The 24,603-nt window shown below is 62.6% G+C and carries 25 protein-coding genes; 20 read left to right on the top strand and 5 right to left on the bottom strand.

The features are described from left to right. Positions 1 to 188: 188 nt before the first annotated feature. Both DMO26_RS07235 and DMO26_RS07230 read left to right on the top strand, forming a co-directional pair. A complete protein-coding gene (locus tag DMO26_RS07235; RefSeq protein ID WP_404947024.1) occupies positions 189 to 2,474 on the top strand; it encodes a ComEC/Rec2 family competence protein in 2,286 nt (761 codons plus the stop codon). Next, positions 2,474 to 2,683 (top strand): hypothetical protein, encoded by a 210-nt coding sequence (locus DMO26_RS07230; RefSeq protein ID WP_117191346.1) that lies wholly within the window; start codon positions 2,474 to 2,476, stop codon positions 2,681 to 2,683. Before DMO26_RS07235 ends, DMO26_RS07230 begins: the two co-directional genes overlap by 1 nt. On the opposite strand, the gene lexA is transcribed toward DMO26_RS07230, so the two are convergent. Then, positions 2,664 to 3,386, bottom strand: coding sequence for a transcriptional repressor LexA (gene lexA / locus DMO26_RS07225; RefSeq protein WP_117191505.1), 723 nt, complete (start codon positions 3,384 to 3,386; stop codon positions 2,664 to 2,666). The genes DMO26_RS07230 and lexA overlap by 20 nt on opposite strands. Before the next feature lie 199 nt (positions 3,387 to 3,585). Between lexA and DMO26_RS07220 the strand changes: the two genes are divergently transcribed. Beyond that, positions 3,586 to 4,458: a VOC family protein gene (locus DMO26_RS07220; protein ID WP_117191345.1), complete on the top strand. Its 873-nt coding sequence runs from the start codon at positions 3,586 to 3,588 to the stop codon at positions 4,456 to 4,458. 4 nt (positions 4,459 to 4,462) lie between these two features. Continuing rightward, on the top strand, positions 4,463 to 5,311 hold the full coding sequence (kdsA, locus tag DMO26_RS07215; RefSeq protein WP_117191344.1) for a 3-deoxy-8-phosphooctulonate synthase: 849 nt from the start codon (positions 4,463 to 4,465) through the stop codon (positions 5,309 to 5,311). 6 nt (positions 5,312 to 5,317) lie between these two features. On the opposite strand, the gene DMO26_RS07210 is transcribed toward kdsA, so the two are convergent. Beyond that, positions 5,318 to 7,156, bottom strand: a complete 1,839-nt coding sequence (locus DMO26_RS07210) for a methyl-accepting chemotaxis protein (protein WP_117191504.1) — start codon at positions 7,154 to 7,156, stop codon at positions 5,318 to 5,320. Positions 7,157 to 7,476: 320 nt separating this feature from the next. Between DMO26_RS07210 and eno the strand changes: the two genes are divergently transcribed. From eno to lipA, 11 genes are all read left to right on the top strand, one after another. After that, positions 7,477 to 8,751: a phosphopyruvate hydratase gene (eno, locus tag DMO26_RS07205; RefSeq protein ID WP_117191343.1), complete on the top strand. Its 1,275-nt coding sequence runs from the start codon at positions 7,477 to 7,479 to the stop codon at positions 8,749 to 8,751. Positions 8,752 to 9,044: 293 nt separating this feature from the next. Beyond that, positions 9,045 to 9,362: an FtsB family cell division protein gene (locus DMO26_RS07200; RefSeq protein ID WP_117191342.1), complete on the top strand. Its 318-nt coding sequence runs from the start codon at positions 9,045 to 9,047 to the stop codon at positions 9,360 to 9,362. A 193-nt stretch (positions 9,363 to 9,555) separates the two neighbouring features. Continuing rightward, positions 9,556 to 10,626, top strand: coding sequence for a pyruvate dehydrogenase (acetyl-transferring) E1 component subunit alpha (gene pdhA / locus DMO26_RS07195; protein WP_117191341.1), 1,071 nt, complete (start codon positions 9,556 to 9,558; stop codon positions 10,624 to 10,626). A 17-nt stretch (positions 10,627 to 10,643) separates the two neighbouring features. Further along, the gene (locus DMO26_RS07190; protein ID WP_117191340.1) at positions 10,644 to 12,068 is read left to right on the top strand and encodes a pyruvate dehydrogenase complex E1 component subunit beta; all 1,425 of its coding nucleotides are present in this window, start codon (positions 10,644 to 10,646) and stop codon (positions 12,066 to 12,068) included. A gap of 15 nt (positions 12,069 to 12,083) precedes the next feature. Further along, positions 12,084 to 13,457, top strand: coding sequence for a pyruvate dehydrogenase complex dihydrolipoamide acetyltransferase (locus tag DMO26_RS07185; protein WP_117191339.1), 1,374 nt, complete (start codon positions 12,084 to 12,086; stop codon positions 13,455 to 13,457). A gap of 225 nt (positions 13,458 to 13,682) precedes the next feature. Then, positions 13,683 to 13,976, top strand: coding sequence for an endonuclease domain-containing protein (locus tag DMO26_RS07180; RefSeq protein ID WP_117191338.1), 294 nt, complete (start codon positions 13,683 to 13,685; stop codon positions 13,974 to 13,976). Beyond that, a complete protein-coding gene (locus DMO26_RS07175; protein ID WP_117191337.1) occupies positions 13,973 to 14,611 on the top strand; it encodes an SGNH/GDSL hydrolase family protein in 639 nt (212 codons plus the stop codon). Before DMO26_RS07180 ends, DMO26_RS07175 begins: the two co-directional genes overlap by 4 nt. Before the next feature lie 80 nt (positions 14,612 to 14,691). Next, the gene (locus tag DMO26_RS07170; protein ID WP_117191336.1) at positions 14,692 to 14,958 is read left to right on the top strand and encodes a YdcH family protein; all 267 of its coding nucleotides are present in this window, start codon (positions 14,692 to 14,694) and stop codon (positions 14,956 to 14,958) included. 81 nt (positions 14,959 to 15,039) lie between these two features. After that, on the top strand, positions 15,040 to 16,503 hold the full coding sequence (gene lpdA, locus DMO26_RS07165; protein ID WP_117191335.1) for a dihydrolipoyl dehydrogenase: 1,464 nt from the start codon (positions 15,040 to 15,042) through the stop codon (positions 16,501 to 16,503). Between the two features lie 284 nt (positions 16,504 to 16,787). Beyond that, positions 16,788 to 17,033 (top strand): GlsB/YeaQ/YmgE family stress response membrane protein, encoded by a 246-nt coding sequence (locus DMO26_RS07160; protein WP_117191334.1) that lies wholly within the window; start codon positions 16,788 to 16,790, stop codon positions 17,031 to 17,033. Between the two features lie 37 nt (positions 17,034 to 17,070). Then, positions 17,071 to 18,045: a lipoyl synthase gene (lipA, locus tag DMO26_RS07155; RefSeq protein ID WP_117191333.1), complete on the top strand. Its 975-nt coding sequence runs from the start codon at positions 17,071 to 17,073 to the stop codon at positions 18,043 to 18,045. A 23-nt stretch (positions 18,046 to 18,068) separates the two neighbouring features. On the opposite strand, the gene DMO26_RS07150 is transcribed toward lipA, so the two are convergent. Continuing rightward, positions 18,069 to 18,254 carry a hypothetical protein gene (locus tag DMO26_RS07150; protein WP_117191332.1) on the bottom strand — a complete coding sequence of 62 codons (186 nt, stop codon included), beginning with the start codon at positions 18,252 to 18,254 and terminating at the stop codon, positions 18,069 to 18,071. 310 nt (positions 18,255 to 18,564) lie between these two features. Between DMO26_RS07150 and DMO26_RS07145 the strand changes: the two genes are divergently transcribed. From DMO26_RS07145 to DMO26_RS07135, 3 genes are all read left to right on the top strand, one after another. Then, on the top strand, positions 18,565 to 19,158 hold the full coding sequence (locus DMO26_RS07145) for a P-loop NTPase family protein (RefSeq protein WP_404947023.1): 594 nt from the start codon (positions 18,565 to 18,567) through the stop codon (positions 19,156 to 19,158). Between the two features lie 9 nt (positions 19,159 to 19,167). Then, positions 19,168 to 19,635: a type II toxin-antitoxin system RatA family toxin gene (locus tag DMO26_RS07140; protein ID WP_117191330.1), complete on the top strand. Its 468-nt coding sequence runs from the start codon at positions 19,168 to 19,170 to the stop codon at positions 19,633 to 19,635. A 72-nt stretch (positions 19,636 to 19,707) separates the two neighbouring features. Continuing rightward, a complete protein-coding gene (locus DMO26_RS07135) occupies positions 19,708 to 20,538 on the top strand; it encodes a hypothetical protein (protein WP_117191329.1) in 831 nt (276 codons plus the stop codon). On the opposite strand, the gene DMO26_RS07130 is transcribed toward DMO26_RS07135, so the two are convergent. Both DMO26_RS07130 and DMO26_RS07125 read right to left on the bottom strand, forming a co-directional pair. Then, the gene (locus DMO26_RS07130; RefSeq protein WP_117191328.1) at positions 20,535 to 21,032 is read right to left on the bottom strand and encodes a CinA family protein; all 498 of its coding nucleotides are present in this window, start codon (positions 21,030 to 21,032) and stop codon (positions 20,535 to 20,537) included. The genes DMO26_RS07135 and DMO26_RS07130 overlap by 4 nt on opposite strands. Next, on the bottom strand, positions 21,029 to 22,237 hold the full coding sequence (locus DMO26_RS07125; RefSeq protein WP_226951214.1) for a bifunctional 2-C-methyl-D-erythritol 4-phosphate cytidylyltransferase/2-C-methyl-D-erythritol 2,4-cyclodiphosphate synthase: 1,209 nt from the start codon (positions 22,235 to 22,237) through the stop codon (positions 21,029 to 21,031). The genes DMO26_RS07130 and DMO26_RS07125 overlap by 4 nt, the downstream gene beginning before the upstream one ends. A 186-nt stretch (positions 22,238 to 22,423) precedes the next feature. Here DMO26_RS07125 and dusB point away from each other — a divergent pair, with 186 nt between their 5' ends. Together dusB and DMO26_RS07115 are read left to right on the top strand one after the other, a co-directional pair. Further along, positions 22,424 to 23,443 (top strand): tRNA dihydrouridine synthase DusB, encoded by a 1,020-nt coding sequence (gene dusB / locus DMO26_RS07120; RefSeq protein ID WP_162894752.1) that lies wholly within the window; start codon positions 22,424 to 22,426, stop codon positions 23,441 to 23,443. Next, positions 23,440 to 24,603 (top strand): two-component system sensor histidine kinase NtrB, encoded by a 1,164-nt coding sequence (locus DMO26_RS07115; RefSeq protein ID WP_404947022.1) that lies wholly within the window; start codon positions 23,440 to 23,442, stop codon positions 24,601 to 24,603. The genes dusB and DMO26_RS07115 overlap by 4 nt, the downstream gene beginning before the upstream one ends.

The following is a 24,603-nucleotide window of genomic DNA, read 5'->3' as shown; positions in this document are numbered from 1 at the left end:
GACGGCCGCCCGGGAAGCGCGCAGGTTGTGGCGTCGAGCGTTTGGCGGCGGGGCGGGTTGGGCATTTCATGGCGGAGGAAACAGCGTTTTTCAAGCTCCGCAAGGCAGGGAGCCTGATATCAGGGGCGCATCGCCGGCCGCCTGACGAAGACGGGACCGACTCGCTGCAGCGGAGGGAACATCCGGATGTGTCGGTTCTTCACGAACGCCCGCCGGTCCACACCGAGCGCCGTCCCGCGCACGCCGCGCTCCGCCGCCTGTGGCGCACCGTGCCGGGCATGCTGGAGCGGGAAGTTGCCCACGGCCACGGCTTCCTTTTTGTGCCGGTCATCATCGGAGCGGGAGCGGCTTTCTGGTTTCTCCTGGCCGGGAGCCCGGCCTTCTGGCCGCTCTTCGTCGCATTTGCTGTCTCGGGGGCGCTGGCGGCGGTCGCCCGCAATCGCTCCGGAACGGGCCGTTCCCTCCTTTTCGCACTGGCGCTTTTCCTGGCCGGAATGATGCTGGCGGAGTTGGAGACCTGGCGGCACGGCACGGTCCTCATCGATTCTCCGGTCACGACCGAGCTGACCGGCATCGTCGAACGGCGGGAGATCGATGCGGCGGGGCGCTGGCGTTACGTCGTCACGGTTACGGGCACGGCGGAGCCGAAGGTCCGGCGTGAGCCCGGGCGCGTGTCGCTTCTGGCCCGAGCGCGGCACCAGCCGCTGGAGACCGGCGAGACGATCCGCGGCCGCGTGCGCCTGTCGCCCCCTTCGGGACCGGCGCTGCCCCGGCTTAACGATTTCGCCTTCTCTTCCTATTTCGATGGCATCGGGGCAGTCGGCTTCTTCTATGGGGTGCCTAAAAAAGAGGCTGGCGAAGCCGCGGCATCGTCGTGGGCGGCCGGCTTCGAACGGTGGATCTTCGATCTGCGCAGCGCGATCGCCACCCGAATCCGCGAGACGGTGCCGGGCGATGCGGGCGCCTTTGCCGCAGCGATCGTGACCGACGAGCGCCGGGCGATCTCCATGGAGACGACCGAGGCTCTGCGGCTTTCGGGGCTTGCGCATATCGTCGCGATCTCCGGTCTCAACATGGCGCTTGCCGCGGGCATCTTCTTCGTCGGCGTCCGCACTCTGCTTTCGCTCTTCACCGGTTTTGCCCAGGCCTATCCGGTCAAGAAGATTGCCGCTCTTGGCGCTCTGGCGATGGCGACCGCCTATTATCTGATCTCCGGTTTCGGCGTTTCGGCTCAGCGCGCCTATATCATGATGGCGGTGATGCTCGTCGCCGTTCTCTTCGACCGGCCGTCGATCAGCCTGCGCAATGTGGCATTGTCTGCTTTGATCATCATCGCCATTTCGCCCTCGCAGATCCTCGGCCCGAGCTTCCAGATGTCCTTTGCCGCCACGGCCGCTCTCGTGGCCGGCTATGCGCTTTGGAAACACCGGGCCGAAGGTCGCGATCCCGAGCCTCTGCCGTTCCGTCACCCGTTGGTGGCACCTGTTCTGGCGTCCTGGAATTTCGCCGCCGGCATCTTCGTGACCTCGCTGATCGGCGGGATATCCACCGCGGTCTTCTCGGTCGAACATTTCCACCGCATCGCCACTTATGGCCTAGCAGCCAACCTTGCCGCCATGCCGGTGATATCCTTCGTCATCATGCCGGCCGGACTGATCGGCATGCTGCTGATGCCCTTCGGCCTCGACGGGCCGTTCCTGAAGCTCATGGGGCTTGGGCTGGAGGCGGTGATCGTAATTGCCGAACACGTGGCTGCCTGGGGCGGCGATGTCGGCGTCGGCCGCCAGCATTCCTGGTTCCTGGCCGTCGCCACGCTGGGTTTTTTGCTGCTGACGCTGCTCAGGACCCCGCTTCGGTTGTGCGGCATTCCGCTGCTTGCATTGGCCGTCGCACTCTCCTGGCAGGAGCGGTTGATGCCGTTGCCGGACCTGTTGATCTCCGAAGACGGGACGATGGTGGCTCTGGCCGAAGGGGAGGGCATTGCCACGAACCGCACCCGCCCGCCCGACTTCATCTACGACCAGTGGAAACGCGCGCTTCTGATCGGTGATCCCGCAAGGCCGGAATTGTCGTCTTCTCCACGCCCGCCGCCTTCCCGCGAATTGTCGCCGGCCGGAGACGTCGCGCCCGTCACGCGATCGGCCGGTTCCATTGTCGCCGACCTGAAGACCTCCATCCCTCCGGACACCAAACCGCTCGAACGAAAGGCCTCCGATGGAAAACCTCCGGACCGAAGAGCCGAAGAACGCCGCGACCTGACCAAGCAGGAGACGGAAACGGCGCGAGCGGCATCAAGCAGGCGCCCGCAGGCCGCTTCATCTGCGTTGCGCGTGCCTGGTGTGCCGCAAAAACCGTGGAAGGCCTCGTCGTCGCCGCCATCGAGGACAGCCGCTACGCCGGCGCCGCTTGCGACGCCGCTCATATCGTGGTCGCGCCACGCGCCCGTTTCGACCGCTGCCGCTCCGGCGCGCTGATGATCAACGGCGACACGCTCCGCAAGACCGGTGCGCTGGAAATTTCCCTCGGCGGCGCGACTGATCCCCGACGCTGGCGGATCGAAGCCGCCTTGATCGGGCGGGAGCGCCCCTGGAACAGGCATCGCCACTACGACTGGAGAAGTCAGGCCTTCGATTCGACCTTGCCTCAGCCGCTCCGGCAGATCGTCAGTGGTAGCGGCGGATGAGGCCGACGAGCTTGCCCTGGACCTTGACCCGATCGGGCGGAAAGATACGGGTCTCGTACGCCGGGTTGGCGGCTTCGAGCGCGATTGAGGCGCCACGGCGGCGGAAGCGCTTCAGCGTGGCTTCTTCGTCGTCCACCAGCGCCACGATGATATCACCCGGATTGGCCGTGTTGCCGTTGCGGATGATCACGGTGTCGCCGTCGAGAATACCGGCATCGATCATCGAATCACCCTTGACCTCCAGCGCATAATGTTCGCCGGAGCCCAGCATGTCGGCGGGCACCGCGATGTCGTGGGTATTGTTCTGGATTGCCGAGATCGGCACGCCGGCCGCGATGCGGCCCATCACCGGAACGGTCGTGGCATTCGAAGTGTCGTCGTTGGCAGGTTTTGCGGGGGCGGGTGCCGCGACCGGCTGCGGCTTGCCGAGGCTGCCCTCGATGACGCTGGGCGAAAAGCCGCGGCGCGGCTGAATGCTCGGCGAATAGGCTTCCGGCAGCTTGATGACTTCGAGCGCGCGCGCCCGGTTCGGCAGGCGGCGGATGAAGCCGCGTTCCTCGAGCGCGGTAATCAGGCGGTGGATGCCGGATTTGGACGCGAGGTCCAGCGCGTCCTTCATTTCGTCGAAGGAAGGCGGGACGCCGGATTCCTTCATGCGTTCGTGAATGAACAGAAGCAATTCCTGTTGTTTGCGCGTGAGCATCGTTGGCACCCTGAGAGTCGGAAACAAATCCAGAACGGACACTATATGTTCCATATGTGTTCCGCAAGTCCCTAAATTTTCGTGAAGTATGATGATTTTTTCTTCATAGATGCGTGCCAGATATCTCGTGTCATACCACTTGCGCGGCGCCAGCCTGCTGCCAATGTAGCTTTGCGATTCCATCCTGGGGGCATACCGCGTGAACGCAAGACTGATCGATCATCTCGTGCTGCCGGTGGCGGAACTTGCCGCTGCGCGTTCGCGGCTCACGGAGCTTGGTTTTACTGTTGCGCCGGACGCCTTTCATCCTTTTGGCACGGCCAATGCTTGCGTGTTCTTCTCGGACGGCACCTATCTGGAGCCGCTTGCGGTCGCCAACCGGCGCCACGCCACGGCGGCGGCAAAGCGGGGCAACGTCTTCACGGCCCGCGATCTCGCTTTTCGCAAGGCACGCAACCGGCAGGGTTTTTCCGCGCTTGCGGTCGCGACGTCGGACGCCGCCGCCGATCACGCGCGGTTCAGGCTGCGAGGCTTGTCTGCCGGCGAGGTGCTGGAGTTTTCCCGCGGTGTCACGATGCCGGATGGGTCCGAGACCGAGGCGAGTTTCAAGCTTGCGTTTGCCGGCGACGATCGCGCGCCGGACTTCTTTCTTTTCTCCGTCCAGCGCGTCAATCCGCTGCCGGCCGACCGCGGCGAACTCGAACGTCATGCCAACATGGTGACGGGCCTGAGCGAGATCGTCCTGTCGGCGTCCACGCCGTCGGAATTCGCACCCTTCGTGGAACATGTCCTGCTCGCCAAGGCCGAAGTCGAGCCGGCGATGCTGAAGCTTGCCGCGGCCAATGCCCGCATCCGGGTGATGCAGGACGGGGATCTGGAAAGCGAGTTCGCGCTTGCACCTGCGGCAGCCGGCGAGGGGCTGCGCGGCCGGGCGATCGTCTTCAAGACGACCGATCTTGCCGTGACAGAGATTGTCCTTGCTGCTAATGACGTCGCATTCATCCGCCGGGAGGGCCGCGTTCTCGTCTCGGCGGCGCCCGGCCAAGGTGTCATGTTCGGCTTCGAGGAATAGTTTCATGGAAGTTTCCGCCAATCCGCGCGTCTTGGTCGGTGAAGGAGACGGCAAGGTTCTTTTTGCACAGGATGCAAGGCTGTCGCTGATCGCCGGCGCATGCGAGATGGAGAGCCGCGACCATGCCTTCATGGTTGCCGGCACCCTCAAGGAACTTTGCAGCAGGCTCGGCATCGGTCTCGTCTACAAGACCTCCTTCGACAAGGCGAACCGCTCGTCGCTGTCGAGCAAGCGCGGCATGGGTCTCGAAAAGGGACTGGAAGTCTTTGCAGACCTGAAGAAGGAACTCGGCATCCCGGTGCTGACCGACATCCACACGGAAGAGCAGTGCGCGGAAGTCGCCAAGGTCGTCGACGTGCTGCAGATCCCGGCTTTTCTGTCCCGTCAGACGGACCTGCTCGTTGCTGCCGCCAAGACCGGCCGCGTCATCAATGTGAAGAAGGGCCAGTTCCTGGCGCCGTGGGATATGAAGAACGTTCTCGGCAAGCTGACCGAGAGCGGCAATCCGAACGTTCTGCTCTGCGAGCGCGGTGCCTCCTTCGGTTACAATACGCTCATCTCCGACATGCGTTCTCTGCCGATCATGGCATCCATGGGCGCTCCGGTCATTTTCGATGCGACCCATTCGGTGCAGCAGCCGGGTGGCCAGGGCACGACATCGGGCGGAGAGCGCCAGTTCGTCGAAACGCTGGCGCGTGCAGCCGTTGCGGTCGGCGTAGCGGGCGTGTTCATCGAGACCCACCAGGATCCCGACAACGCACCCTGTGATGGTCCGAACATGGTCTACCTGAAGGACATGCCGCGGCTGCTCGAAAAGCTGCTCGCCCTCGACGCGGTCGCCAAGGCGCCCTGAGCCTCGTCAGCTCGCGCGCTTCAGCGGAGGCATCTCCGGTCGGTGAGTTGCATTTTCCCGCTCGGCCAGCCGGAAGCGGGACAGAAGGCGGTTGAGCTTGATGGCTTCCTCGCCGAGCTCATGGCAGGCGGCGCTCGTTTCTTCCACCATCGCGGCATTCTGTTGGGTCACCGTGTCCATGCGGTTGATCGCCGTGTTGACTTCGTTGAGCGCGGTCGCCTGCTCGGACGACGCGCGCATGATCGAACCGATCAGATCGGTGACCCGCGCGACCTGATCGTTGATGTCGCCGAGTGCATCGCCGGTGCGGTTGACGAGGGAGACGCCGGTCGCCACCTGCGCGGCGGACGTGTCGATCAGAACCCGGATTTCCTGCGCCAGCTTGGCGGAGCGTCCGGCAAGCTCGCGCACCTCGTGTGCGACGACCGCAAAACCCTTGCCGGCCTCGCCGGCGCGGGCTGCCTCGACACCGGCGTTCAATGCGAGAAGGTTGGTCTGGAAAGCGATGTCGTCGATCCCGTTGAGGATCTTGCCGATCTGCGAGGACGACGCCTCGATCTTTTCCATCGCCATCACCGCCTCCCGCACGATGCCGGCCGAATGGGCGGCGCTTTCCCGGGCGCTCGTCATCATGCTGTTGGCCTCGGAGGCGCGCTGGGAGGAGTTGCGCATCGTCGCGGTGATCTCGTCGAGCGCCGAGGCGGCCTGTTCCAGCGAGGCGGCCTGGTGCTCGGTGCGCTGGGCGAGATCGTCGGTGCTGGAAGCGATTGAATCGGAACCGCCGCGGACCATCTCGGTCGCCCCGAAGATTTCCCGCATCGCACCGTAGAGTGTCTGGACGCTGGAATTGAATTCCGCGCGCAGTTCCTCATAGGCCGCGTCGAAAGGTTCGCGGATATCGATCGTCAGGTCGCCCTGCGATAGTTTCGCAAGGCCGTTCCGCAAATGGCCGATCACCCGTTCGCGGGCGGCCTCTTCGCTGGCCCGGGCGGCCGCGAGCGCCCGATCCCGCTCTGCCTGCGCCAACCGTTCGGCGTCCTGTCGGTCCCGGATTGCATTGCGTTCCCGGGCGGACTCGCGGAACACGGTGACCGCACGCGCCATTTCGCCGATTTCGTCGCCGCGATGGCTGAACGGCACTTCTTTCGAATAGTCGCCGTCGGCGAGCACCGTCATGTAGTCGCGCATGGTCGAAAGCGGCATGATGGCACGGCGGCGGAAGACATAAAGGCCGCCGAGAAGCAGGGCGAGCGATGCGGCGGCCGCGACGAGCGTCAGGGCGGAAAGCACGTCCGTCTGCTCGGCCGCGTCCTTCTCCGCCTGGGCGAGGAAGGCATTCGCCATTTCCACCAGCTGGTTGACCGCCGCCTCGTGGACGTGGAACTGCGTCGCGAGCTTTTCGAAGGCGGTTGCCATTGCCGTCCTGTCGCCGGAGAGGATTGCGGGCGAAAGCTCGTCGTTCATCGTCTTCCAGAACGTGTCGCCCTTCACGAGCACGTCGTTCAAGAGCTTTTGCCGGAGGTCGGCGCTGAGCTCGCTTTCCTGCCAGAATTTCCGCCGGTCCTCGTAGGCGGGCTTCAGCACGGTGGCGATGCGCTCCAGATTGGGTTTGGCGACGGAGGGACGCTGCACCGCTTCGAGCGCCAGCATGTAGCTTTCGACCAGATAGAGCGGTGGCGGCAGGATGTCGGCGACTAGGTCCTTGCCGTAGATGATCTGCCGGTACATTTCGCCGTTGACCCGCAGCCGGTTGAAGGCGTGGTTCTGGATGCCGATGGAGACGATCATGCCGGCCGTGACGACGGCCGCGAAGATGGCAAGGCTGCGCGCGATGTTCAGTTTCATGATTTCCCCGTCCCAAGAATGCCCGGCAAAGCCGGGTGTGACGGAGACGGCATCATGCATGGCCGCGAACCGCCTGTCGCCTCCCGTCGATTTAACGATTGTAAGACACGAATGGTTAACCACGCGATAAAACCGGATCGTCTGTCATGATACGGGGATCGGTGCGTCAGAGCGGGTGCGGAAAGCGGCGCGCCTTCAAAGCGGTGACATAATTCGCCGCTAGCCATGGGCGTGCCCATCGGCGGTCGCAGCATTGTAATTTGCCCGCCTTCGATTATGACAGGTTTCGAACCTTTCCCACCATCGAGTCAGGAAGCATCATGACCGCCATCACCGATATCATCGCCCGTGAAATTCTCGACAGCCGCGGCAACCCGACCGTTGAGGTGGATGTCTATCTGGAAGACGGTTCGATGGGCCGTGCGGCCGTTCCGTCGGGTGCCTCGACCGGCGCCCATGAAGCTGTCGAATTGCGCGACGGCGGCAAGCGTTACCTCGGCAAGGGAGTCGAGAAGGCCGTCGAGGCCGTCAACACGGAAATCTTCGACGCGATCGGCGGTTTCGATGCCGAAAGCCAGATCCATATCGACAAGACCATGATCGCGCTCGACGGCACGCCGAACAAGTCGCGCCTCGGCGCCAACGCCATCCTCGGCGTTTCGCTCGCCGTCGCCAAGGCCGCTGCCGAATCGGCCGGCCTGCCGCTCTACCGTTATGTCGGCGGCGCCGGCGCCCATCTCCTGCCGGTTCCGATGATGAACATCATCAACGGCGGGGCGCATGCCGACAACCCGATCGACTTCCAGGAGTTCATGATCCTGCCGGTCGGTGCCGAAACGCTGCGGGATGCGGTCCGCATGGGCTCCGAGATTTTCCATACGCTGAAGAAGGAGCTGCATGCCGGCGGTCACAACACCAATGTCGGCGACGAAGGCGGTTTCGCCCCGAACCTCAAGAGCGCGCCGGAAGCGCTCGACTTCATCATGAAGTCGATCGAGAAGGCCGGTTATCGTCCCGGCGAGGACATCTATCTCGGCCTCGATTGCGCCTCGACCGAATTCTTCAAGGACGGCAAATACGCGATGGAAGGCGAGGGCCGCACGCTGGAATCCGGCGCCATGGCCGATTATCTCGCCGAACTCGTCGCCAGGTACCCGATCATCTCGATCGAGGACGGCATGGCGGAAGACGACTGGGACGGCTGGAAGCTCCTGACCGACAAGATCGGCGCCAAATGCCAGCTTGTCGGCGACGACCTTTTCGTCACCAATTCGGCGCGCCTGCGCGACGGCATCAGGATGGGCGTCGCCAACTCCATCCTCGTCAAGGTCAACCAGATCGGCTCGCTCACGGAAACGCTCGACGCCGTCGAAACCGCCCACAAGGCTGCCTACACGGCCGTCATGTCGCACCGCTCCGGCGAGACGGAGGATTCGACCATCGCCGATCTTGCGGTCGCCACCAACTGCGGCCAGATCAAAACCGGCTCGCTGTCGCGCTCCGACCGAATGGCCAAATACAACCAGCTGATCCGCATCGAGGAAATGCTGGGTCCGCAGGCCGCGTATGCTGGGCGCTCGATCCTGAAGGTCTGATTGGAGAAGGCTTGGAGGAGCCCATGCTCCTCCGTCGTTCCTGTGCTTGTTACGGGAATCGAACCAGCCCAAGTCTTTGGGCTGAAAAGAGTCCTCAGCGCTGCAGACGCAGTGCCGCTGGTTCCCTGTGACAAGCACAGGGATGACGAAAGCGAGCTCGCGCCCCAAAAGCGCGGGCTTTTCCGCGCCTCGAATCTGGTCAACGATTGTTTAAGCAAGTTCTGCGATTTTGAGTGTCTGTTCCGGACCGAATCCTGTCGGTCCCATAGGCGTGACAAGGCGTATGTAGCGGCATGTGGACAAAGCATCATAAGAAAAGAAAATTCGGCCGCTTCGTTCTTCCCGCCATCACCATCGCCTTTGTTTCATACTTCGGCTATCATTCTGTGCATGGTGACCTGGGATTGATCGCCACGGAGGAATTTGAACGTCAGCGTGTGGCGCGTGCGGAGGAGCTCGCCAGGCTGACCGCCCGGCGTGAGGCGCTGGAGCGGCAGGTGCAGCTGATGAGCGACGGATCCCTGGAGAAGGACATGCTCGACGAGATCGCCCGCTACCAGCTCAACGTTTCGCGCGGCGACGAAATCGTCATCTTCAACAGCTATTTCTGAGTTAACCGGAATTCGGTTAATTTCACATTTCGCTAAGCTTTTCATGATCTTGCGCGGAATGTGAGCCATGCAATTATGGCATTGCTGGGGCGCAAGTTCTTGCCTATGTTACGCCCCGAAATGGGATTGGTGTTTCAGCTTGTTCAAGCGGTGTGCCAGTTTCGCCTAACGCAGAACTCAAAGGGAGGGATGAATGGCGCCGACCAAGACCGCGTCTGTATCCGGCCGCAAGACCGCGGCAAAGTCTGCTACCAAAACAGCATCCAGATCGGCATCGAAGGAATTCACCGGCAGGAATACGCCGGATTTCGGCAAGGACGACGATCTTCACGCCTATCGCGAGATGCTGCTCATCCGCCGCTTCGAGGAAAAGGCCGGCCAGCTTTACGGCATGGGCTTCATCGGCGGCTTCTGTCATCTTTATATCGGCCAGGAAGCCGTCGTCGTCGGCATGCAGATGGCGCAGAAGGAGGGTGATCAGGTCATCACCGCCTATCGCGACCACGGCCACATGCTGGCGACCGGCATGAGCGCGCGCGGCGTCATGGCGGAACTCACCGGGCGCCGGGGCGGCTATTCCAAGGGGAAGGGCGGCTCCATGCACATGTTCTCCAAGGAAAAGCATTTCTACGGCGGTCACGGCATCGTCGGCGCCCAGGTGTCGCTCGGCACGGGTCTGGCCTTCGCCAACAAATACCGCAACAATGACTCGGTTTCCGTCGCCTATTTCGGCGACGGCGCGGCCAACCAGGGCCAGGTCTACGAGAGCTTCAATATGGCCGCTCTCTGGAAGCTGCCGATCGTCTATATCGTCGAGAACAACCGCTACGCCATGGGCACGTCCACGTCGCGCGCCACGGCCCAGTCGAACTATTCGCTGCGCGGTTCGGGCTTCGGCATTCCCGGCGTCCAGGTCGACGGCATGGACGTCCGTGCTGTCAAGGCGGCCGGCGACGAGGCGCTCGAACATTGCCGCTCCGGCAAGGGGCCGATCATCCTCGAAATGCTGACCTACCGTTATCGCGGTCACTCCATGTCCGACCCGGCGAAGTACCGCTCCAAGGACGAAGTGCAGAAGATGCGCTCCGAGCATGATCCGATCGAGCAGGTGCGCCTGCGCCTTCTCGAAAAGGGCTGGGCGACCGAGGACGAGCTGAAGGCGATCGACAAGGACATCCGCGACGTCGTTTCGGACAGCGCCGACTTTGCTCAGGCCGATCCGGAGCCGGATCCGTCCGAGCTCTACACCGACATTCTGCTCTGATCGCGGGGAGGGAACCCATGCCAATCGATATCCTTATGCCCGCCCTTTCCCCGACCATGGAGGAAGGCACGCTCAGCAAGTGGCTGAAAAAAGAAGGTGACAAGGTCACCTCCGGCGACGTGATCGCCGAGATCGAGACCGACAAGGCGACCATGGAAGTGGAAGCCGTCGACGAGGGCGTGATCGGCAAGCTGCTGGTTCCGGCTGGCACCGAGAACGTCAAGGTCAACACCAGGATTGCCGTGCTGCTCGCGGATGGCGAAGGCGCCGACGCCATTTCGGCCGAAAAGCCTGCCGCACCTGCCAAGGCCGATGCCGACACGCCGGCAGCGACCTCGGAAGCCGCCGGTGGCAAGGTCCGCGAGTCCGCGGAGGAGCCTACTGCCAAGGCCGACAGCAAGGTCCCGGCCCAGCCGAAGGCTGAAGCCGCTTCCGACCCCGACATCCCGGCCGGCACCGAAATGGTGACGATGACCGTGCGCGAAGCCCTGCGCGACGCCATGGCGGAGGAAATGCGCCGCGACGAAAACGTCTTCGTCATGGGTGAGGAAGTCGCCGAATACCAGGGCGCCTACAAGATCACGCAGGGGTTGCTGCAGGAATTCGGCGACCGCCGCGTGATCGACACGCCGATCACCGAGCACGGCTTTGCCGGCGTCGGCGTTGGTGCCGCCATGGCGGGCCTGCGTCCGATCGTCGAATTCATGACCTTCAACTTCGCCATGCAGGCGATCGACCAGATCATCAATTCCGCTGCCAAGACGCTCTACATGTCCGGCGGCCAGATGGGTGCCCCGATCGTCTTCCGCGGCCCGAACGGTGCTGCAGCCCGCGTCGCAGCCCAGCACAGCCAGGATTACGGCGCCTGGTACAGCCATATCCCGGGCCTCAAGGTCGTGCAGCCCTATACGGCAGCCGATGCCAAGGGCCTTCTCAAGGCTGCGATCCGCGATCCGAACCCGGTCATCTTCCTGGAAAACGAAATCCTCTACGGTCACTCCTTCGAAGTGCCGAAAATGGACGATTTCGTCCTGCCGATCGGCAAGGCCCGCATCCACAAGGCCGGCAGGGACGCGACGATCGTCTCCTGGGGCATCGGCATGACCTATGCGGTCAAGGCCGTCGACGAGCTTGCCAAGGAAGGCATCGACGTCGAACTGATCGACCTTCGCACCTTGCGCCCGATGGACCTGCCGACGGTCATCGAATCGGTCAGGAAGACCGGCCGTCTCGTCACCGTCGAGGAGGGTTACCCGCAGTCGTCGGTCGGCACCGAAATCGCCACCCGCGTCATGCAGCAGGCCTTCGATTACCTCGACGCGCCGATCCTGACGATCGCCGGCAAGGACGTTCCGATGCCTTACGCGGCCAACCTCGAAAAGCTCGCTCTGCCGAATGTCGGCGAAGTGGTCCAGGCGGTGAAGACCGTCTGCTACAAATAAGGGGAGGTTGCTTCGATGCCGATCAACATCACCATGCCTGCCCTTTCGCCGACCATGGAAGAGGGCAATCTTTCGAAATGGCTGGTCAAGGAAGGCGACAAGGTCAAGTCCGGCGATGTGATCGCCGAGATCGAGACCGACAAGGCAACCATGGAAGTGGAAGCCGTCGATGAAGGCACCGTCGCCAGGCTCGTCGTGCCGGCCGGCACGGAAGCGGTTAAGGTCAACGCGCTCATCGCTATCCTCGCCGCCGATGGCGAAGATGTCGCGGCTGCCGCTGCCGGCGGTGGTTCTGCGCCGGCCCCGAAGGCTGAAGCAGCGCCCGCGCCCAAGGCTGAGGCTGCTCCGGCCGCAAAACCTGCTGCCGACCAACTGATCGTCGGCAATCCGGTGGCACCTCCGCCTCCGGCAGCGCCGGCTTCATCGGGCGGCGCCCGTACCTTCTCTTCCCCGCTTGCACGTCGCCTCGCCAAGGAAGCCGGTCTCGATCTTTCCGCCGTCACCGGCTCCGGCCCGCACGGCCGCGTCGTCAAGGCGGATATCGAGAAGGCTGTCGCCTCCGGCACGGGCAAGCCCGCGCCGTCTGCAGCCCCGCAGGTTGCTCCCGCCGCCGCGCCGGCTCCTGCTATGGCGAAAGGTCCGTCGGACGACGCCGTGCTCAAGCTGTTCGCGGAAGGCTCCTACGAGCTTCTGCCGCATGACGGCATGCGCAGAACGATCGCTGCGCGCCTCACCGAGTCGACCCAGACCGTTCCCGCCTACACGATCTCGATGGATTGCGAGATCGACGCGCTTCTGAAGCTGCGTGCCGAGATCAACGCCTCGGCGCCGGTGAAGAAGACGGAGAAGGGCGAGGTCCCGGCCTTCAAGCTCTCAGTCAACGACTTCATCATCAAGGCGATGGCGCTGGCGCTCCGCGAAGTCCCGATGGCGAATGCCTCCTGGACCTCGACGGCCCGCGTGCTGCACAAGCATTCCGATGTCGGCGTCGCCGTGTCTATCCCGGACGGCCTGATCACCCCGATCGTCCGCAAGGCCGAGACCAAGACCCTGTCCGTCATCTCCAACGAGGTGAAGGACATGGCCAAGCGCGCCCGCGACAAGAAGCTGAAGCCGGAGGAATACCAGGGCGGCACGACATCCGTGTCCAACCTCGGCATGTACGGCGTCTCGAGCTTCACCTCGATTGTCAACCTGCCGCAGGCCTCGATCGTTTCGATCGGCGCCGGCGTCGAAAAGCCGGTTGTGCGGAACGGCAAGATCGAAGTGGGCACGGTGATGACCGCCACCTTCGCCTTCGACCACCGCGTCATCGATGGCGCGCTCGGCGCAGAACTCGCGTCCGCCTTCAAGCGCTACATCGAAAACCCGATGGCGATGCTGGTGTAGCGCGACCGATATGAGGACCATCCCTCCCCCTTGCGGGGAGGGTGTCCGCGAGCGGACGGGCGGGGTGGTGCCGCAGAAGAAGCGCCGGATGGCTTGGAATCGAGAAAATCCAAATCCGCCAAGTGCTTCGACTGCTAACAACGCCTTACGCCTGCGCAAAACGATGACGGATGCCGAGAGGTGTCTTTGGAATGCGCTCCGCAAGGACTACCGGATATATCCGGCATGCATTTTCGAAGACAAGTAGCGATCGGTCCTTATATTGCGGATTTCGTTTGTCTCGGAAGCCGGCTGATTGTTGAGGTGGACGGTCCTGTTCACAACGAGATCGGCCAGAGAAAGCGGGATGCTCAACGCGATATCTATTTCCGCAATCAGAATTTTCGTGTTTTGAGGTTTTCGAACGACAAGATCATGCTGGAGATGTCATTCGTGCTGAAAACTTTAAGTGCCGCCTTGGCCACCCCCACCCCTAGCCCCTCCCTGCAAGGGGGAGAGGAACAGGAGGTGCGCGTTTGAAAACCGTTCTCTGCTTCGGCGATTCCCTCACTTGGGGTTACGACCCGGTAGCTCCGGGCCGTCACGCCTTCGAGGATCGCTGGTCCAGCGTGCTCGGCGCAGCACTCGGTCCCGATGTCACCGTCATTGCCGAAGGCCTGAACGGCCGCACGACCGGTTATGACGACCATCTCGCCGATTGCGACCGCAACGGCGTAAGAAACCTGCCGACCGTGCTGCACACCCACATGCCGCTCGATCTGGTCATCGTCATGCTCGGTACCAACGACATGAAGCCGATGATCGCCGGCACGGCGCATGCGGCGAGGGCGGGTATCCAGCGCCTGGTGGCGTTGATCCGTCATCACGAATATTCCTTCGATTACGATGCGCCGGATGTGCTGATCGTCTCGCCGCCGCCGCTCTGCGAGACGGCCGATCCGGTGTTTTCGGCGATCTTCAAGGGCGGCGTCGAGCAGTCTGCCATGCTGGCCTCGCTCTATCGCGATCTTGCCGACGATCTCGGCTGCGGTTTCTTCGATGCGGGTTCGGTGGCAAGGACTAGCCCGATCGACGGCGTGCATCTCGATGCGGGAAATACCCGCGCGCTCGGGCGGGGTCTCGAGCCGATCGTCCGGATGATGCTGGGAATGTGAGACAAGGTTGATGAGGGTCAAAGAGGGGAAGGGCGGCATCGCTCTAGCATTCCGGTATCGCCACCAAGGAGGTATTGGATATGTCGAGCACACCGCACCATCTCGCGGAAGAATTTCCGGAATATCTCGTCCAGCTGCGCCACCTGCGCGAGACGGACGGGCATTTCCACCGCATCTGCACTGAATACGAGGAAGTGAACTACGAGGTCCACAAGGCGGAAACCGATGTCGAGCCCTGCGACGATCTGCGGATGGTCGAGATGCGCAAGCGGCGGCTGGCCTTGAAGGACGAGATATACGGGATGCTGACGCGGTTGGAACCGGCTGTCGAAAAGATCGACGGATGAGGTTCAAGGCGTTTCGCTCCCTGGAAGGACAAGGTGGGCGGCTCAAGGCCGTTCCCGCAAAAACCAAGGAGTGAAGCGCCTATGGCCAATGCTTACGACGTCATCGTTATCGGTTCCGGTCCCGGCGGTTATATCGCCGCCATTCGTGCGGCACAGCTGGGGTTGAAGGTCGCGGTCGTGGAGCGCGAGCATCTCGCCGGCATCTGCTCCAACTGGGGCTGCATCCCGACCAAGGCGCTGCTGCGCTCGGCGGATGTGCTGCACACGGCCCAGCACGGCAAGGACTACGGCCTGACGCTCGAAGGCTCGATCAAGCCGGACATCAAGGCGATCGTCGCCCGTTCCCGCGGCATCGCGCATCGCATGAACAACGGCGTCGGCTTCCTGTTCAAGAAGAACAAGGTCGACATCATCTGGGGCGAGGCGAAGATCACCAAGTCCTCTTCTGGTTCACAAATGGCCGAAATCGTCGTCGGCAAGTCGACCAAGCCGGTCGTCGAGCCCATGGGTCCGGTGCCGAAGAACACGCTGGGTGAGGGCACCTATACCGCCAAGCACATCATTGTCGCCACCGGCGCCCGCCCGCGCGCTCTGCCGGGCATCGAGCCGGACGGCAAGCTGATCTGGACCTATTTCGAGGCGATGAAGCCTGAGGAAATGCCGAAGTCTTTGCTCGTCATGGGCTCGGGCGCCATCGGCATCGAATTCGCGAGCTTCTACCGCACCATGGGCGTCGAGGTCACCGTCGTCGAGATCATGAGCCAGGTCATGCCGGTCGAGGATGCGGAAATCTCCGCGCTTGCCAAGAAGCAGTTCGAGCGCCAGGGCATGAAGATCCTGCTCGAAGCCAAGGTCGCCAAGGTCGTGAAGGGCGCCAACTCGGTCACCGCGACGATCGAGCTCAAGGACGGCAAGACGCAGGAGATCACCGCCGACCGGATGATCTCCGCCGTCGGCGTCCAGGCCAATATCGAGGGAATCGGCCTCGAAGCCTTGGGCGTCAAGACCGACCGCGGCTTCATCGTCATCGACGGTTACGGCAAGACCAACGTGCCGGGCATTTATGCGATCGGCGACGTCGCCGGCCCGCCGCTGCTCGCTCACAAGGCCGAGCATGAGGCCGTCATCTGCGTCGAGAAGATCGCCGGCCTGCCGAACGTCCATCCGATGGACAAGCTGAAGATCCCGGGCTGCACCTATTGCAACCCGCAGGTCGCGTCGGTCGGCCTGACGGAAGCCAAGGCGAAGGCCGAGGGCCGCGACATCCGCGTCGGTCGCTTCTCGTTTGCCGCCAACGGCAAGGCGGTGGCGCTCGGCGAGGACCAGGGCCTCGTCAAGACCATCTTCGACAGGAAGACCGGCGAACTCCTCGGCGCCCACATGGTCGGCGCCGAGGTCACCGAACTCATCCAGGGCTTCGTCGTCGCCATGAACTTGGAGACGACCGAGGAAGACCTGATGCACACCATCTTCCCGCATCCGACGATTTCAGAGACGATGAAGGAAAGCGTGCTGGATGCGTATGGACGGGTTTTGAACGCTTGAGTTTGGGGTAACCGCCATCGAACCCCCTCACCAACAAAATCTAGCACTTAGCTGAAGCTAAGATGCTGATTTTGTAACCTCTCCCACCAAGGGGAGGTAGGGCGTCGAAGGTGCGGCACCGTTATCTCTCCCCTTGTGGGAGAGAAAGCGATTTCAACATTTTAGCTGAAAGCTAAGTGTTAGAAATCGCAGGTGAGGGGATCGGCTCCGGTAAACCCGGACGCCTGTCTGGAAACCGCAAATATCCACTCCCATATTGGGATTCTGACAACGGGGAATATCACTTGGGTGTAGGTTGGATTGCGGCGATCATCATCGGCGGCCTGGCGGGTTGGCTCGCCGGCAAGCTGATGGATGTCCGCTTCGGCATTTTTATGAACATCGTCATCGGCATTGTCGGCGCGGTTCTCGCCAACGGCATCTTCAACAGGCTCAACATCCATGTTGCAGACGGATGGCTGGGTTACCTGGTTGCAGGTTTCATCGGCTCCTGCATTTTGCTATTTGTTCCCAAGCTCGTCAGGCGTTGACGAGACCCGCGTTCCAAGCGGTTGAAAGCAGGTATCTATGGTCACCATTTTCGACACGATCGCATCCGGCGATGAAAAGCGCGTCCGCCATCCGGAAAAGGCCCACCGGCCCGATACCGAGGTCATGCGCAAACCCGAATGGATCCGCGTTCGTGCGCCGGTCTCCAAGGGCTATCAGGAAACCCGTTCGATCGTGAAGGAAAACAAGCTGGTGACGGTCTGCGAGGAAGCGGGCTGCCCCAATATCGGCGAGTGCTGGGACAAGAAGCACGCTACCTTCATGATCATGGGCGAGATCTGCACCCGCGCCTGCGCCTTCTGCAATGTCGCGACCGGCAAGCCGAACGCGCTTGACATGGAGGAGCCGGAAAACGTCGCCAAGGCCGTCCGGCAGATGGGGCTTACCCACGTCGTCATCACCTCCGTCGACCGTGACGATCTGGAAGACGGCGGTGCCGAACATTTCGAGAAGGTGATCTGGGCGATCCGTGCGGCGTCTCCGGCGACGACGATCGAAATCCTGACGCCCGACTTCCTGAAGAAGCCCGGTGCGCTGGAACGCGTCGTCGCGGCCAAGCCCGACGTCTTCAACCACAACATGGAAACCGTGGCGGGCAATTACCTGACGGTCCGTCCCGGCGCGCGTTACTTCCATTCCATCCGTCTGCTTCAGCGAGTCAAGGAACTCGATCCGTCCATGTTCACCAAGTCAGGCATCATGGTGGGGCTCGGTGAGGAGCGTAACGAAGTGCTGCAGCTGATGGACGACCTGCGCACCGCAGACGTCGATTTCCTGACGATCGGCCAGTATCTTCAGCCGACCCGCAAACACCACAAGGTGGAAAAGTTCGTGACCCCCGAGGAGTTCAAATCCTACGAAACGGTTGCCTATACCAAGGGTTTCCTGATGGTGTCGTCGAGCCCGCTGACCCGGTCTTCGCACCACGCCGGCGATGATTTCGCTCGCCTCAGGGCTGCACGGGAAAAGAAACTGCTGGCTGCCGCCGAGTAAGCGGCAGCCCATTCACGCAAGCCTCATTCCGCCGCCTGAACCTTTTCGGTCTTCTCCTGTCCGCGCCGCCTTTCCCGCAGCGTGAAACGGTGCCCGCGTGCCTCGCCCTTAGCCATTTCAATGAGATAGGCGAGCATCGGGAGCTGGTTCATGTCGGCGAGCTGCTTTGCGGATTCGAGCAGCTTGATCATCTGTGCAAAGTCGTCCATGGATGGTTCTTTCGAGTGCGCCCGATCTGCCATTGGTTGAGTTGAATCCTTGTACGCTTATAAGCGGCAATGGATCATTACAACCGGATGAATCCTACGTTACATCTTATTAATCTGAATGCCGTCCGACATCAACAAATCACCTCCGGTTGAGGTTGGACCTTGGCGTTTGGTGGAATACGGCAGGGTCAGTCGTCGTCGCGGCACTCGGCGGTTGTCTATAATGCGCCTTGCTCGATATTGAAATCCTCCTGTCACCATCGGCGGCTACTGCCTCCGCATCGGATTGAAATCTGATTCTCGGGAGCTGATGATGGATACCAATTCTGGCCCGAATACGATCCGTTACGTAGGTGTTGCGGAGGCTGCGGACAAGATCCGGGTGGCGGACCGGATCATGGTCATCGGCTGCTCCGGCGGCGGAAAATCGACACTGTCGCAGAAGATCGCCCACCGTTTCGGGTTTTCCTACATCTCCATCGATCGCGACATTCTCTGGCTGCCGGGCTGGATCCAGCGCAGCAAGGAAGAGCAGTTCGTCCGCATCAAGGCGCTCATCGCCGGCGAGCGCTGGATCATGGACGGCACCAATACTTCGACCTTCGATATCCGCGTGCCGCGCAGCGACATTGTCATCTGGGTCCGCATGCCGCGTTACGTCAACGTCTGGGGCATCCTCAGCCGCTGGGCACGGCACAGAGGCGGCACGCGTCCGGAAATGGCACCCGGCTGCCCGGAACAGGTCAGCTGGGAGTTCTTCCGTTTTGTCTGGACCTGGGAAAAGGTCTTCGCGCCGCGCGTCATTGCGGCGCTCACGGCGCATGCCGGCAGCAAGCCCGTTCTGATGTTGAAATCGCGAGCCGAAATGCGCGATCTCCTTGATCTTCTCGGAGCAGGCGCTTAACTCCAGATCATGCCGAAGTTCGAGATCCGCCGTCCCGTCAAGCACAGCGCAGAAGAAATGTACGCGCTCGTTGCCGATGTCGAAAAATATCCGCAGTTCCTGCCGCTCTGTGAAGCCTTGACGGTGCGTTCCCGCAAGGAGCGCGACGGCAAGGAACTGCTCGTGGCGGATATGACGGTCGGCTACAAGGCGATCCGCGAGACCTTCACCACGCAGGTCCTGCTCAATCCGGCCGAAAGGGTGATCGACGTCAAATATATCGAGGGACCCTTCAAGTATCTCGACAACCGCTGGCGTTTCGAGCCCCCGGCGGATGGATCGTCGAATGCGTCCCCAGAGGGGTGCGTCGTGCATTTCTTCATCGACTACGAGTTCAAGAGCATGATCCTCGGCGCGCTCATGGGCTCGATGTTCGACCGTGCCTTTCGCATGTTCGCGGAAGCTTTCGAGACCCGGGCCGACAAGATCTACGCCTGAGGCCACGCGGGGAACCTGCTTGCGCTTATCCTCCGTTCGGCGGATAATCCCTTTGCAACGGGGCAAATCGGCATGCACAGGTCTCTTTCGCATACGGCGTGGCTGGCGCTGATGACCTTGAGCGCAGCCTTTCCGGCCGCAGCGGTGGCCGATCTTTCGAAAATCCGCAAACCCGGCGGTTACGTCATCTTGTCCGACAAGGACGGCAAGGTGATCAGCGGCGCCTATTGGCTGTCGCCCGACCTGAAGATCGTCGTGCACTCGGAAAAGGGCGCACCGCCCACCCTCGTGACCTATGTCGATCGGGAAATGTTCCCGCGCCGCATGGCCCAGTTCGATATGTTCATCAACGTGCAGTTGGCCTACGATCCGGAACCGGCCTCGCTGCCCGTCGGCAAGGTTGCCCAGCTCAAGCAGACGACGCGGTTTTCCTCGTCGCAGGAAACGAAGCCGATCGCGTTCGCCACCACCGGCATCGTCGCCTCGAAGCTTGAGAACGTCGACATCGTCAGCCGCCACTATGGGGTCGACGGCGACTGGTTCGGCATTCCCCACCGGGAGACGGGGCCGCGCGTCTATATCGAGACCCTGGATGTCGATCTTGCGGCCGCCGATGCGGCGAAGGTTGCCCGCGTCGAGACAGGTGAGGCGGGCAGCACCGGGGACTTCCATGCGCTTTATATCGCGCGTGCCGTGCCCCACCTGCCCAAGGCGGCGAAATGTTACGAAGAGGTTCGCTCGAAGCCAGAATTCCAGGCTGCGGTGAAGAAACAGCGCGAAACGGGCGACCGGTGGATGGCGACGGTGTTCGCCATGGGCGGCAAATCGTGGTTGGAGCGCGACAATTTCAGTCGAGACGACTTCGGGCCGGATCTCGCCTCGGCCTGTCCGGATCCGGGTTAACCCGCGGTTTCCAGCAGCATTTCAAGCGCGGTCCTGATTGTTGCAAGCCGCACTTCCGTCCGGCCGATATCGCCATAGCGCATTTCCCGGTGTAGGATCGTTCCCGCCCGGCTTTGAGCCGTCAGATGCACCAGTCCGATCGGCTTTTCCGCCGAGCCGCCGCCCGGGCCGGCAATCCCGGTGACCGCGATGGCCACCGACGCCCGCGAGCGATAGAGCGCGCCATGCGCCATTTGCAGCGCCGTCTGCCTCGATACGGCCCCATGGGCCGCAAGCGTGGCCGCTGTCACGCCGATGAGGTCCATCTTCGCTTGGTTGGTATAGGTGACGAAACCGCGGTCGACGACGGCCGACGAGCCGGAAATTTCCGTCAGCGCTCCGGCGATCAGCCCGCCGGTGCAGGATTCCGCCGTCGAGACCATCAGTCTCCGTGCGGTGAAATCCAGGATGATCCGCCTGGCCTGTTCCTCTATATCGGCGGGAAACAGGCTCATGCGGTATTCCCGCGATAGACGACGGTGGCTGTGGCGATCGCCGCAATGCCTTCCCGGCGGCCGACGAAGCCCATCTTCTCGTTGGTGGTCGCCTTCACCGAGCAGCGGTCGAGGGAAATGCCGAGGATATCGGCAAGGTTTCCACGCATCTCCTGCCGGTGCGGTGCGATCTTCGGCGCCTCCGCGATCAGCGAGATATCGGCATTCATGATCGTGCCGCCGCGCTCCCTGACGATCTTCGCCGCATGGTCGAGGAAGATTTTCGAAGGCGCGCCGCGCCATTGCATGTCGGACGGCGGAAAATGGTCGCCGATGTCGCCGGCACCGCAGGTGGCCAGCAGCGCGTCGGTCAGTGCATGCATGGCGACGTCCGCATCCGAATGGCCGCTCAGCTTGAATTGGTGCGGGATGAACACGCCACAGAGCGTGACACCGTCGCCGGGTTCGAGCTGGTGTACGTCATAGCCGTTGCCGGTGCGCACATCGGGAAGAACATGGGCGGGAGGGACACCTTGCGAGAGCTTTTCGTCGGCCATGGCGATATCCCGCTTCACGGTGAGTTTGATATTGTCGACCGAACCCTCGACCAGCGTCACCGGCAATCCGGCCCATTCGGCGATCGAGGCATCGTCGGTGAAATCCTCGCGGCGAAGCGCTGCGGCCTTTTCATGGGCGCTGCGGATTTCGGAGAGAAGAAAGCTCTGCGGTGTCTGCGCGGCATAAAGTCCCGAGCGCGGCACCGTCTCGTGCACCAGGCCGTCCGATCCGCCGCGCTTTAGCGTGTCGGTGACGGGAATGGCCGGCAACACGCCATCGCTGCCCCCGTCGAGCGCCGCCGCGACCCGGTCGAGCACGCCATGGTCGATGAACGGACGCGCGGCATCGTGGATCATCACATGGGTCGCTTCGGCGCCCGAAAGTGCACGCAATCCCTCATAGACCGAACGCTGGCGCGTCACGCCGCCGAATGTCGTGATCACCCGGCCAGCATCCTTCACCCCGGCCGTGGCTGCGGCATACAGCGCCTCGTCGTCCGGATGGATGACGACGACGATCGGGCCGCTTCGATGCCAGGCGAGAAACCGTTCGAGCGTGTGGGCGATCACCGGCTTGCCACCGATCCGCCGATACTGCTTGGGGCCGTCTTCTGGCGATCCAGCCCTTTCGCCGCGGCCTGCGGCGACGATGACGATACCGATTGTCATGGCCCCACCTGTCATGGGCTTGTCGTCCATACGCCGTAACCCGTTTTTGCTGAACCTTGAGGATTGACAGGCGGACAACTATAGGACCAAAAGCCCCATTTCCAGCAGCCCGCTCAAAAATAACGCAGTTCCGGATTTGCTCTTGGCAAACGCTTACGGACTGAATAAAAATAGTGCAATACGCTCGTGTGCCCGAAAGATCATCATTTGCATTTTCACGATCTTGCCAAGCCTTTTCAGATCGGGCCTGTCGCCATCCGCAATCGCGTCGTCCTGGCGCCGATGTCCGGCGTCACCGATCTGCCGTTCAGACAGCTCGCCTGGCGCTACGGAGCCGGGCTCGTCGTGACGGAGATGGTGGCAAGCGGTGAACTCGTTCTCAATCGCGGCGAATCATGGGCGCGGCTGAAGGGGGCGGGGATCTTTCCGCATATGGTGCAGCTCGCCGGCCGGGAAGCCCGTTCGATGGCGCAGGCCGCGCGGATCGCCGCCGACAACGGCGCCGATATCATCGACATCAACATGGGATGTCCGGCCAAGAAGGTGACGGGTGGTTATTCCGGCTCGGCCCTGATGCGCGACCCCGACCATGCCCTGACGCTCATCGAGGCGACGGTAAACGCCGTCAGTGTGCCGGTGACGCTGAAGATGCGGCTCGGCTGGGACGAGAATTCCATCAACGCGCCGGAGATCGCCCGCCGCGCCGAACAGGCCGGCATTCAGCTCGTCACCATCCACGGACGCACCCGCATGCAGTTCTACGAGGGGAGGGCCGACTGGGATGCGATCCGTCCGGTGCGCGACGCCGTCTCCATTCCGCTGATCGCCAATGGCGATGTCGAAACCCCGGAGGACGCGGCCGAGATCCTGAAGCGCTCCGGTGCCGATGCGGTGATGGTCGGAAGGGGCGCACAGGGGCGCCCCTGGCATGTCGGCTGGCTCGCGGGCCATTCAGCACCGCCGCAAGGCGAAATCGCCGAGCTCGTCGTCGAACACTATGAGGCGATGCTGGAGTTTTACGGCCGTGAGGCCGGACTCCGTCATGCCCGCAAACAGCTCGGCTGGTATCTCGACCGCTTCGCGGCGAATCTCCCGGTCGAAGAAAAGGCAGCCATCATGATCTCGAAGGACCCGGCCGACGTGACGCGCCGGATGAGTGCGGCGTTGAGCGGTAAAGCCGCCTCGATGCGCAGGGAGGCCGCATGAGCAAGTCGCCGATATCGAAGGAAGGACCGAACAGCGCGCCTGCCGCGACCGGCAACACGCTCGCCATGGCCGTCCTCAACTCGGTGCAGAATCCGGTGATCCTGGTGGATGCGGCCGGCAAGGTCGCGTTCGCCAACTGGGAGGCGGAAGCCTTTTTCGGCGCCAGCGCGTCCCATCTCGCCAAGAACAGGATTTCCACCTTCATTCCCTTCGGCAGCCCGCTTCTGGCGCTGATCGACCAGGTGCGCGAGCGCAAGGCGCCGGTCAACGAATACCGCGTCGATCTCTCCTCGCCGCGCCTCGGCCAGGACAAGCTGGTGGACCTCTATGTCGCGCCCGTCGTCAGCGAGCCCGGCTCGGTGGTCGTCGTTTTCCAGGAACGTTCGATGGCCGACAAGATCGACCGCCAGCTCACCCATCGCGCGGCGGCGCGTTCGGTCACCGGCCTTGCCTCCATGCTGGCGCATGAGATCAAGAACCCGCTCTCCGGCATTCGCGGCGCCGCCCAGCTCCTGGAAACCTCCGTGCCGGACGAGGACCGGGCCCTGACGCGGCTGATCTGCGACGAGACCGACCGCATCGTCTCGCTGGTCGACCGCATGGAGGTCTTTTCCGACGAGCGCCCGGTCGATCGGGTGCCGCTCAACATCCACTCGGTGCTCGACCACGTGAAGGCGATCGCCAAGGCGGGGTTCGCGCGCGAGATCAAGGTCTCGGAAATGTACGACCCGTCGCTGCCGCCGGTCTTCGCCAATCGTGACCAGTTGGTGCAGGTCTTCCTGAACCTCGTCAAGAATGCCGCCGAAGCGGTCGGCGACCAGCAGGATGGCGAGATCATGCTGACCACGGCCTATCGTCCCGGCATCAAGCTTTCGGTCTCCGGCACGCGCGAGAAGATTTCGCTGCCGCTCGAATTCTGCGTCATCGACAACGGCCCGGGCGTTCCGCCCGACCTTCTGCCGCACCTCTTCGATCCCTTCATCACCACCAAGACGAACGGTTCCGGCCTCGGCCTTGCGCTGGTCGCCAAGATCATCGGCGGCCATGGCGGCATCGTCGAATGCGACAGCCAGGCGCGCCGGACCATTTTCCGCGTTCTGATGCCCATGCACAAGGAAGAGGCCGGCGACGGCCGTGCCTTGCATTCCACAGGAAGATAA

It is taken from the genome of Rhizobium terrae, from assembly GCF_003425685.1.
In the GTDB taxonomy this organism is placed as follows: domain Bacteria; phylum Pseudomonadota; class Alphaproteobacteria; order Rhizobiales; family Rhizobiaceae; genus Neorhizobium; species Neorhizobium terrae.
Note: the sequence above shows the minus strand (reverse complement) of the source record. Positions and strands in the feature narration are given on the sequence as shown.

What these genes read in the sequence shown, in the direction of transcription:
- DMO26_RS07230 (WP_117191346.1), top strand. Translation starts at nt 2,474, where the DNA reads ATGATCAACGGCGACACGCTCCGCAAGACCGGTGCGCTGGAAATTTCC.
- lexA (WP_117191505.1), bottom strand. Translation starts at nt 3,386, where the DNA reads ATGCTCACGCGCAAACAACAGGAATTGCTTCTGTTCATTCACGAACGC.
- kdsA (WP_117191344.1), top strand. Translation starts at nt 4,463, where the DNA reads ATGGAAGTTTCCGCCAATCCGCGCGTCTTGGTCGGTGAAGGAGACGGC.
- DMO26_RS07210 (WP_117191504.1), bottom strand. Translation starts at nt 7,156, where the DNA reads ATGAAACTGAACATCGCGCGCAGCCTTGCCATCTTCGCGGCCGTCGTC.
- eno (WP_117191343.1), top strand. Translation starts at nt 7,477, where the DNA reads ATGACCGCCATCACCGATATCATCGCCCGTGAAATTCTCGACAGCCGC.
- DMO26_RS07200 (WP_117191342.1), top strand. Translation starts at nt 9,045, where the DNA reads ATGTGGACAAAGCATCATAAGAAAAGAAAATTCGGCCGCTTCGTTCTT.
- pdhA (WP_117191341.1), top strand. Translation starts at nt 9,556, where the DNA reads ATGGCGCCGACCAAGACCGCGTCTGTATCCGGCCGCAAGACCGCGGCA.
- DMO26_RS07190 (WP_117191340.1), top strand. Translation starts at nt 10,644, where the DNA reads ATGCCAATCGATATCCTTATGCCCGCCCTTTCCCCGACCATGGAGGAA.
- DMO26_RS07185 (WP_117191339.1), top strand. Translation starts at nt 12,084, where the DNA reads ATGCCGATCAACATCACCATGCCTGCCCTTTCGCCGACCATGGAAGAG.
- DMO26_RS07180 (WP_117191338.1), top strand. Translation starts at nt 13,683, where the DNA reads ATGCATTTTCGAAGACAAGTAGCGATCGGTCCTTATATTGCGGATTTC.
- DMO26_RS07170 (WP_117191336.1), top strand. Translation starts at nt 14,692, where the DNA reads ATGTCGAGCACACCGCACCATCTCGCGGAAGAATTTCCGGAATATCTC.
- lpdA (WP_117191335.1), top strand. Translation starts at nt 15,040, where the DNA reads ATGGCCAATGCTTACGACGTCATCGTTATCGGTTCCGGTCCCGGCGGT.
- lipA (WP_117191333.1), top strand. Translation starts at nt 17,071, where the DNA reads ATGGTCACCATTTTCGACACGATCGCATCCGGCGATGAAAAGCGCGTC.
- DMO26_RS07150 (WP_117191332.1), bottom strand. Translation starts at nt 18,254, where the DNA reads ATGGACGACTTTGCACAGATGATCAAGCTGCTCGAATCCGCAAAGCAG.
- DMO26_RS07145 (WP_404947023.1), top strand. Translation starts at nt 18,565, where the DNA reads ATGATGGATACCAATTCTGGCCCGAATACGATCCGTTACGTAGGTGTT.
- DMO26_RS07140 (WP_117191330.1), top strand. Translation starts at nt 19,168, where the DNA reads ATGCCGAAGTTCGAGATCCGCCGTCCCGTCAAGCACAGCGCAGAAGAA.
- DMO26_RS07135 (WP_117191329.1), top strand. Translation starts at nt 19,708, where the DNA reads ATGCACAGGTCTCTTTCGCATACGGCGTGGCTGGCGCTGATGACCTTG.
- DMO26_RS07130 (WP_117191328.1), bottom strand. Translation starts at nt 21,032, where the DNA reads ATGAGCCTGTTTCCCGCCGATATAGAGGAACAGGCCAGGCGGATCATC.
- DMO26_RS07125 (WP_226951214.1), bottom strand. Translation starts at nt 22,237, where the DNA reads ATGACAATCGGTATCGTCATCGTCGCCGCAGGCCGCGGCGAAAGGGCT.
- DMO26_RS07115 (WP_404947022.1), top strand. Translation starts at nt 23,440, where the DNA reads ATGAGCAAGTCGCCGATATCGAAGGAAGGACCGAACAGCGCGCCTGCC.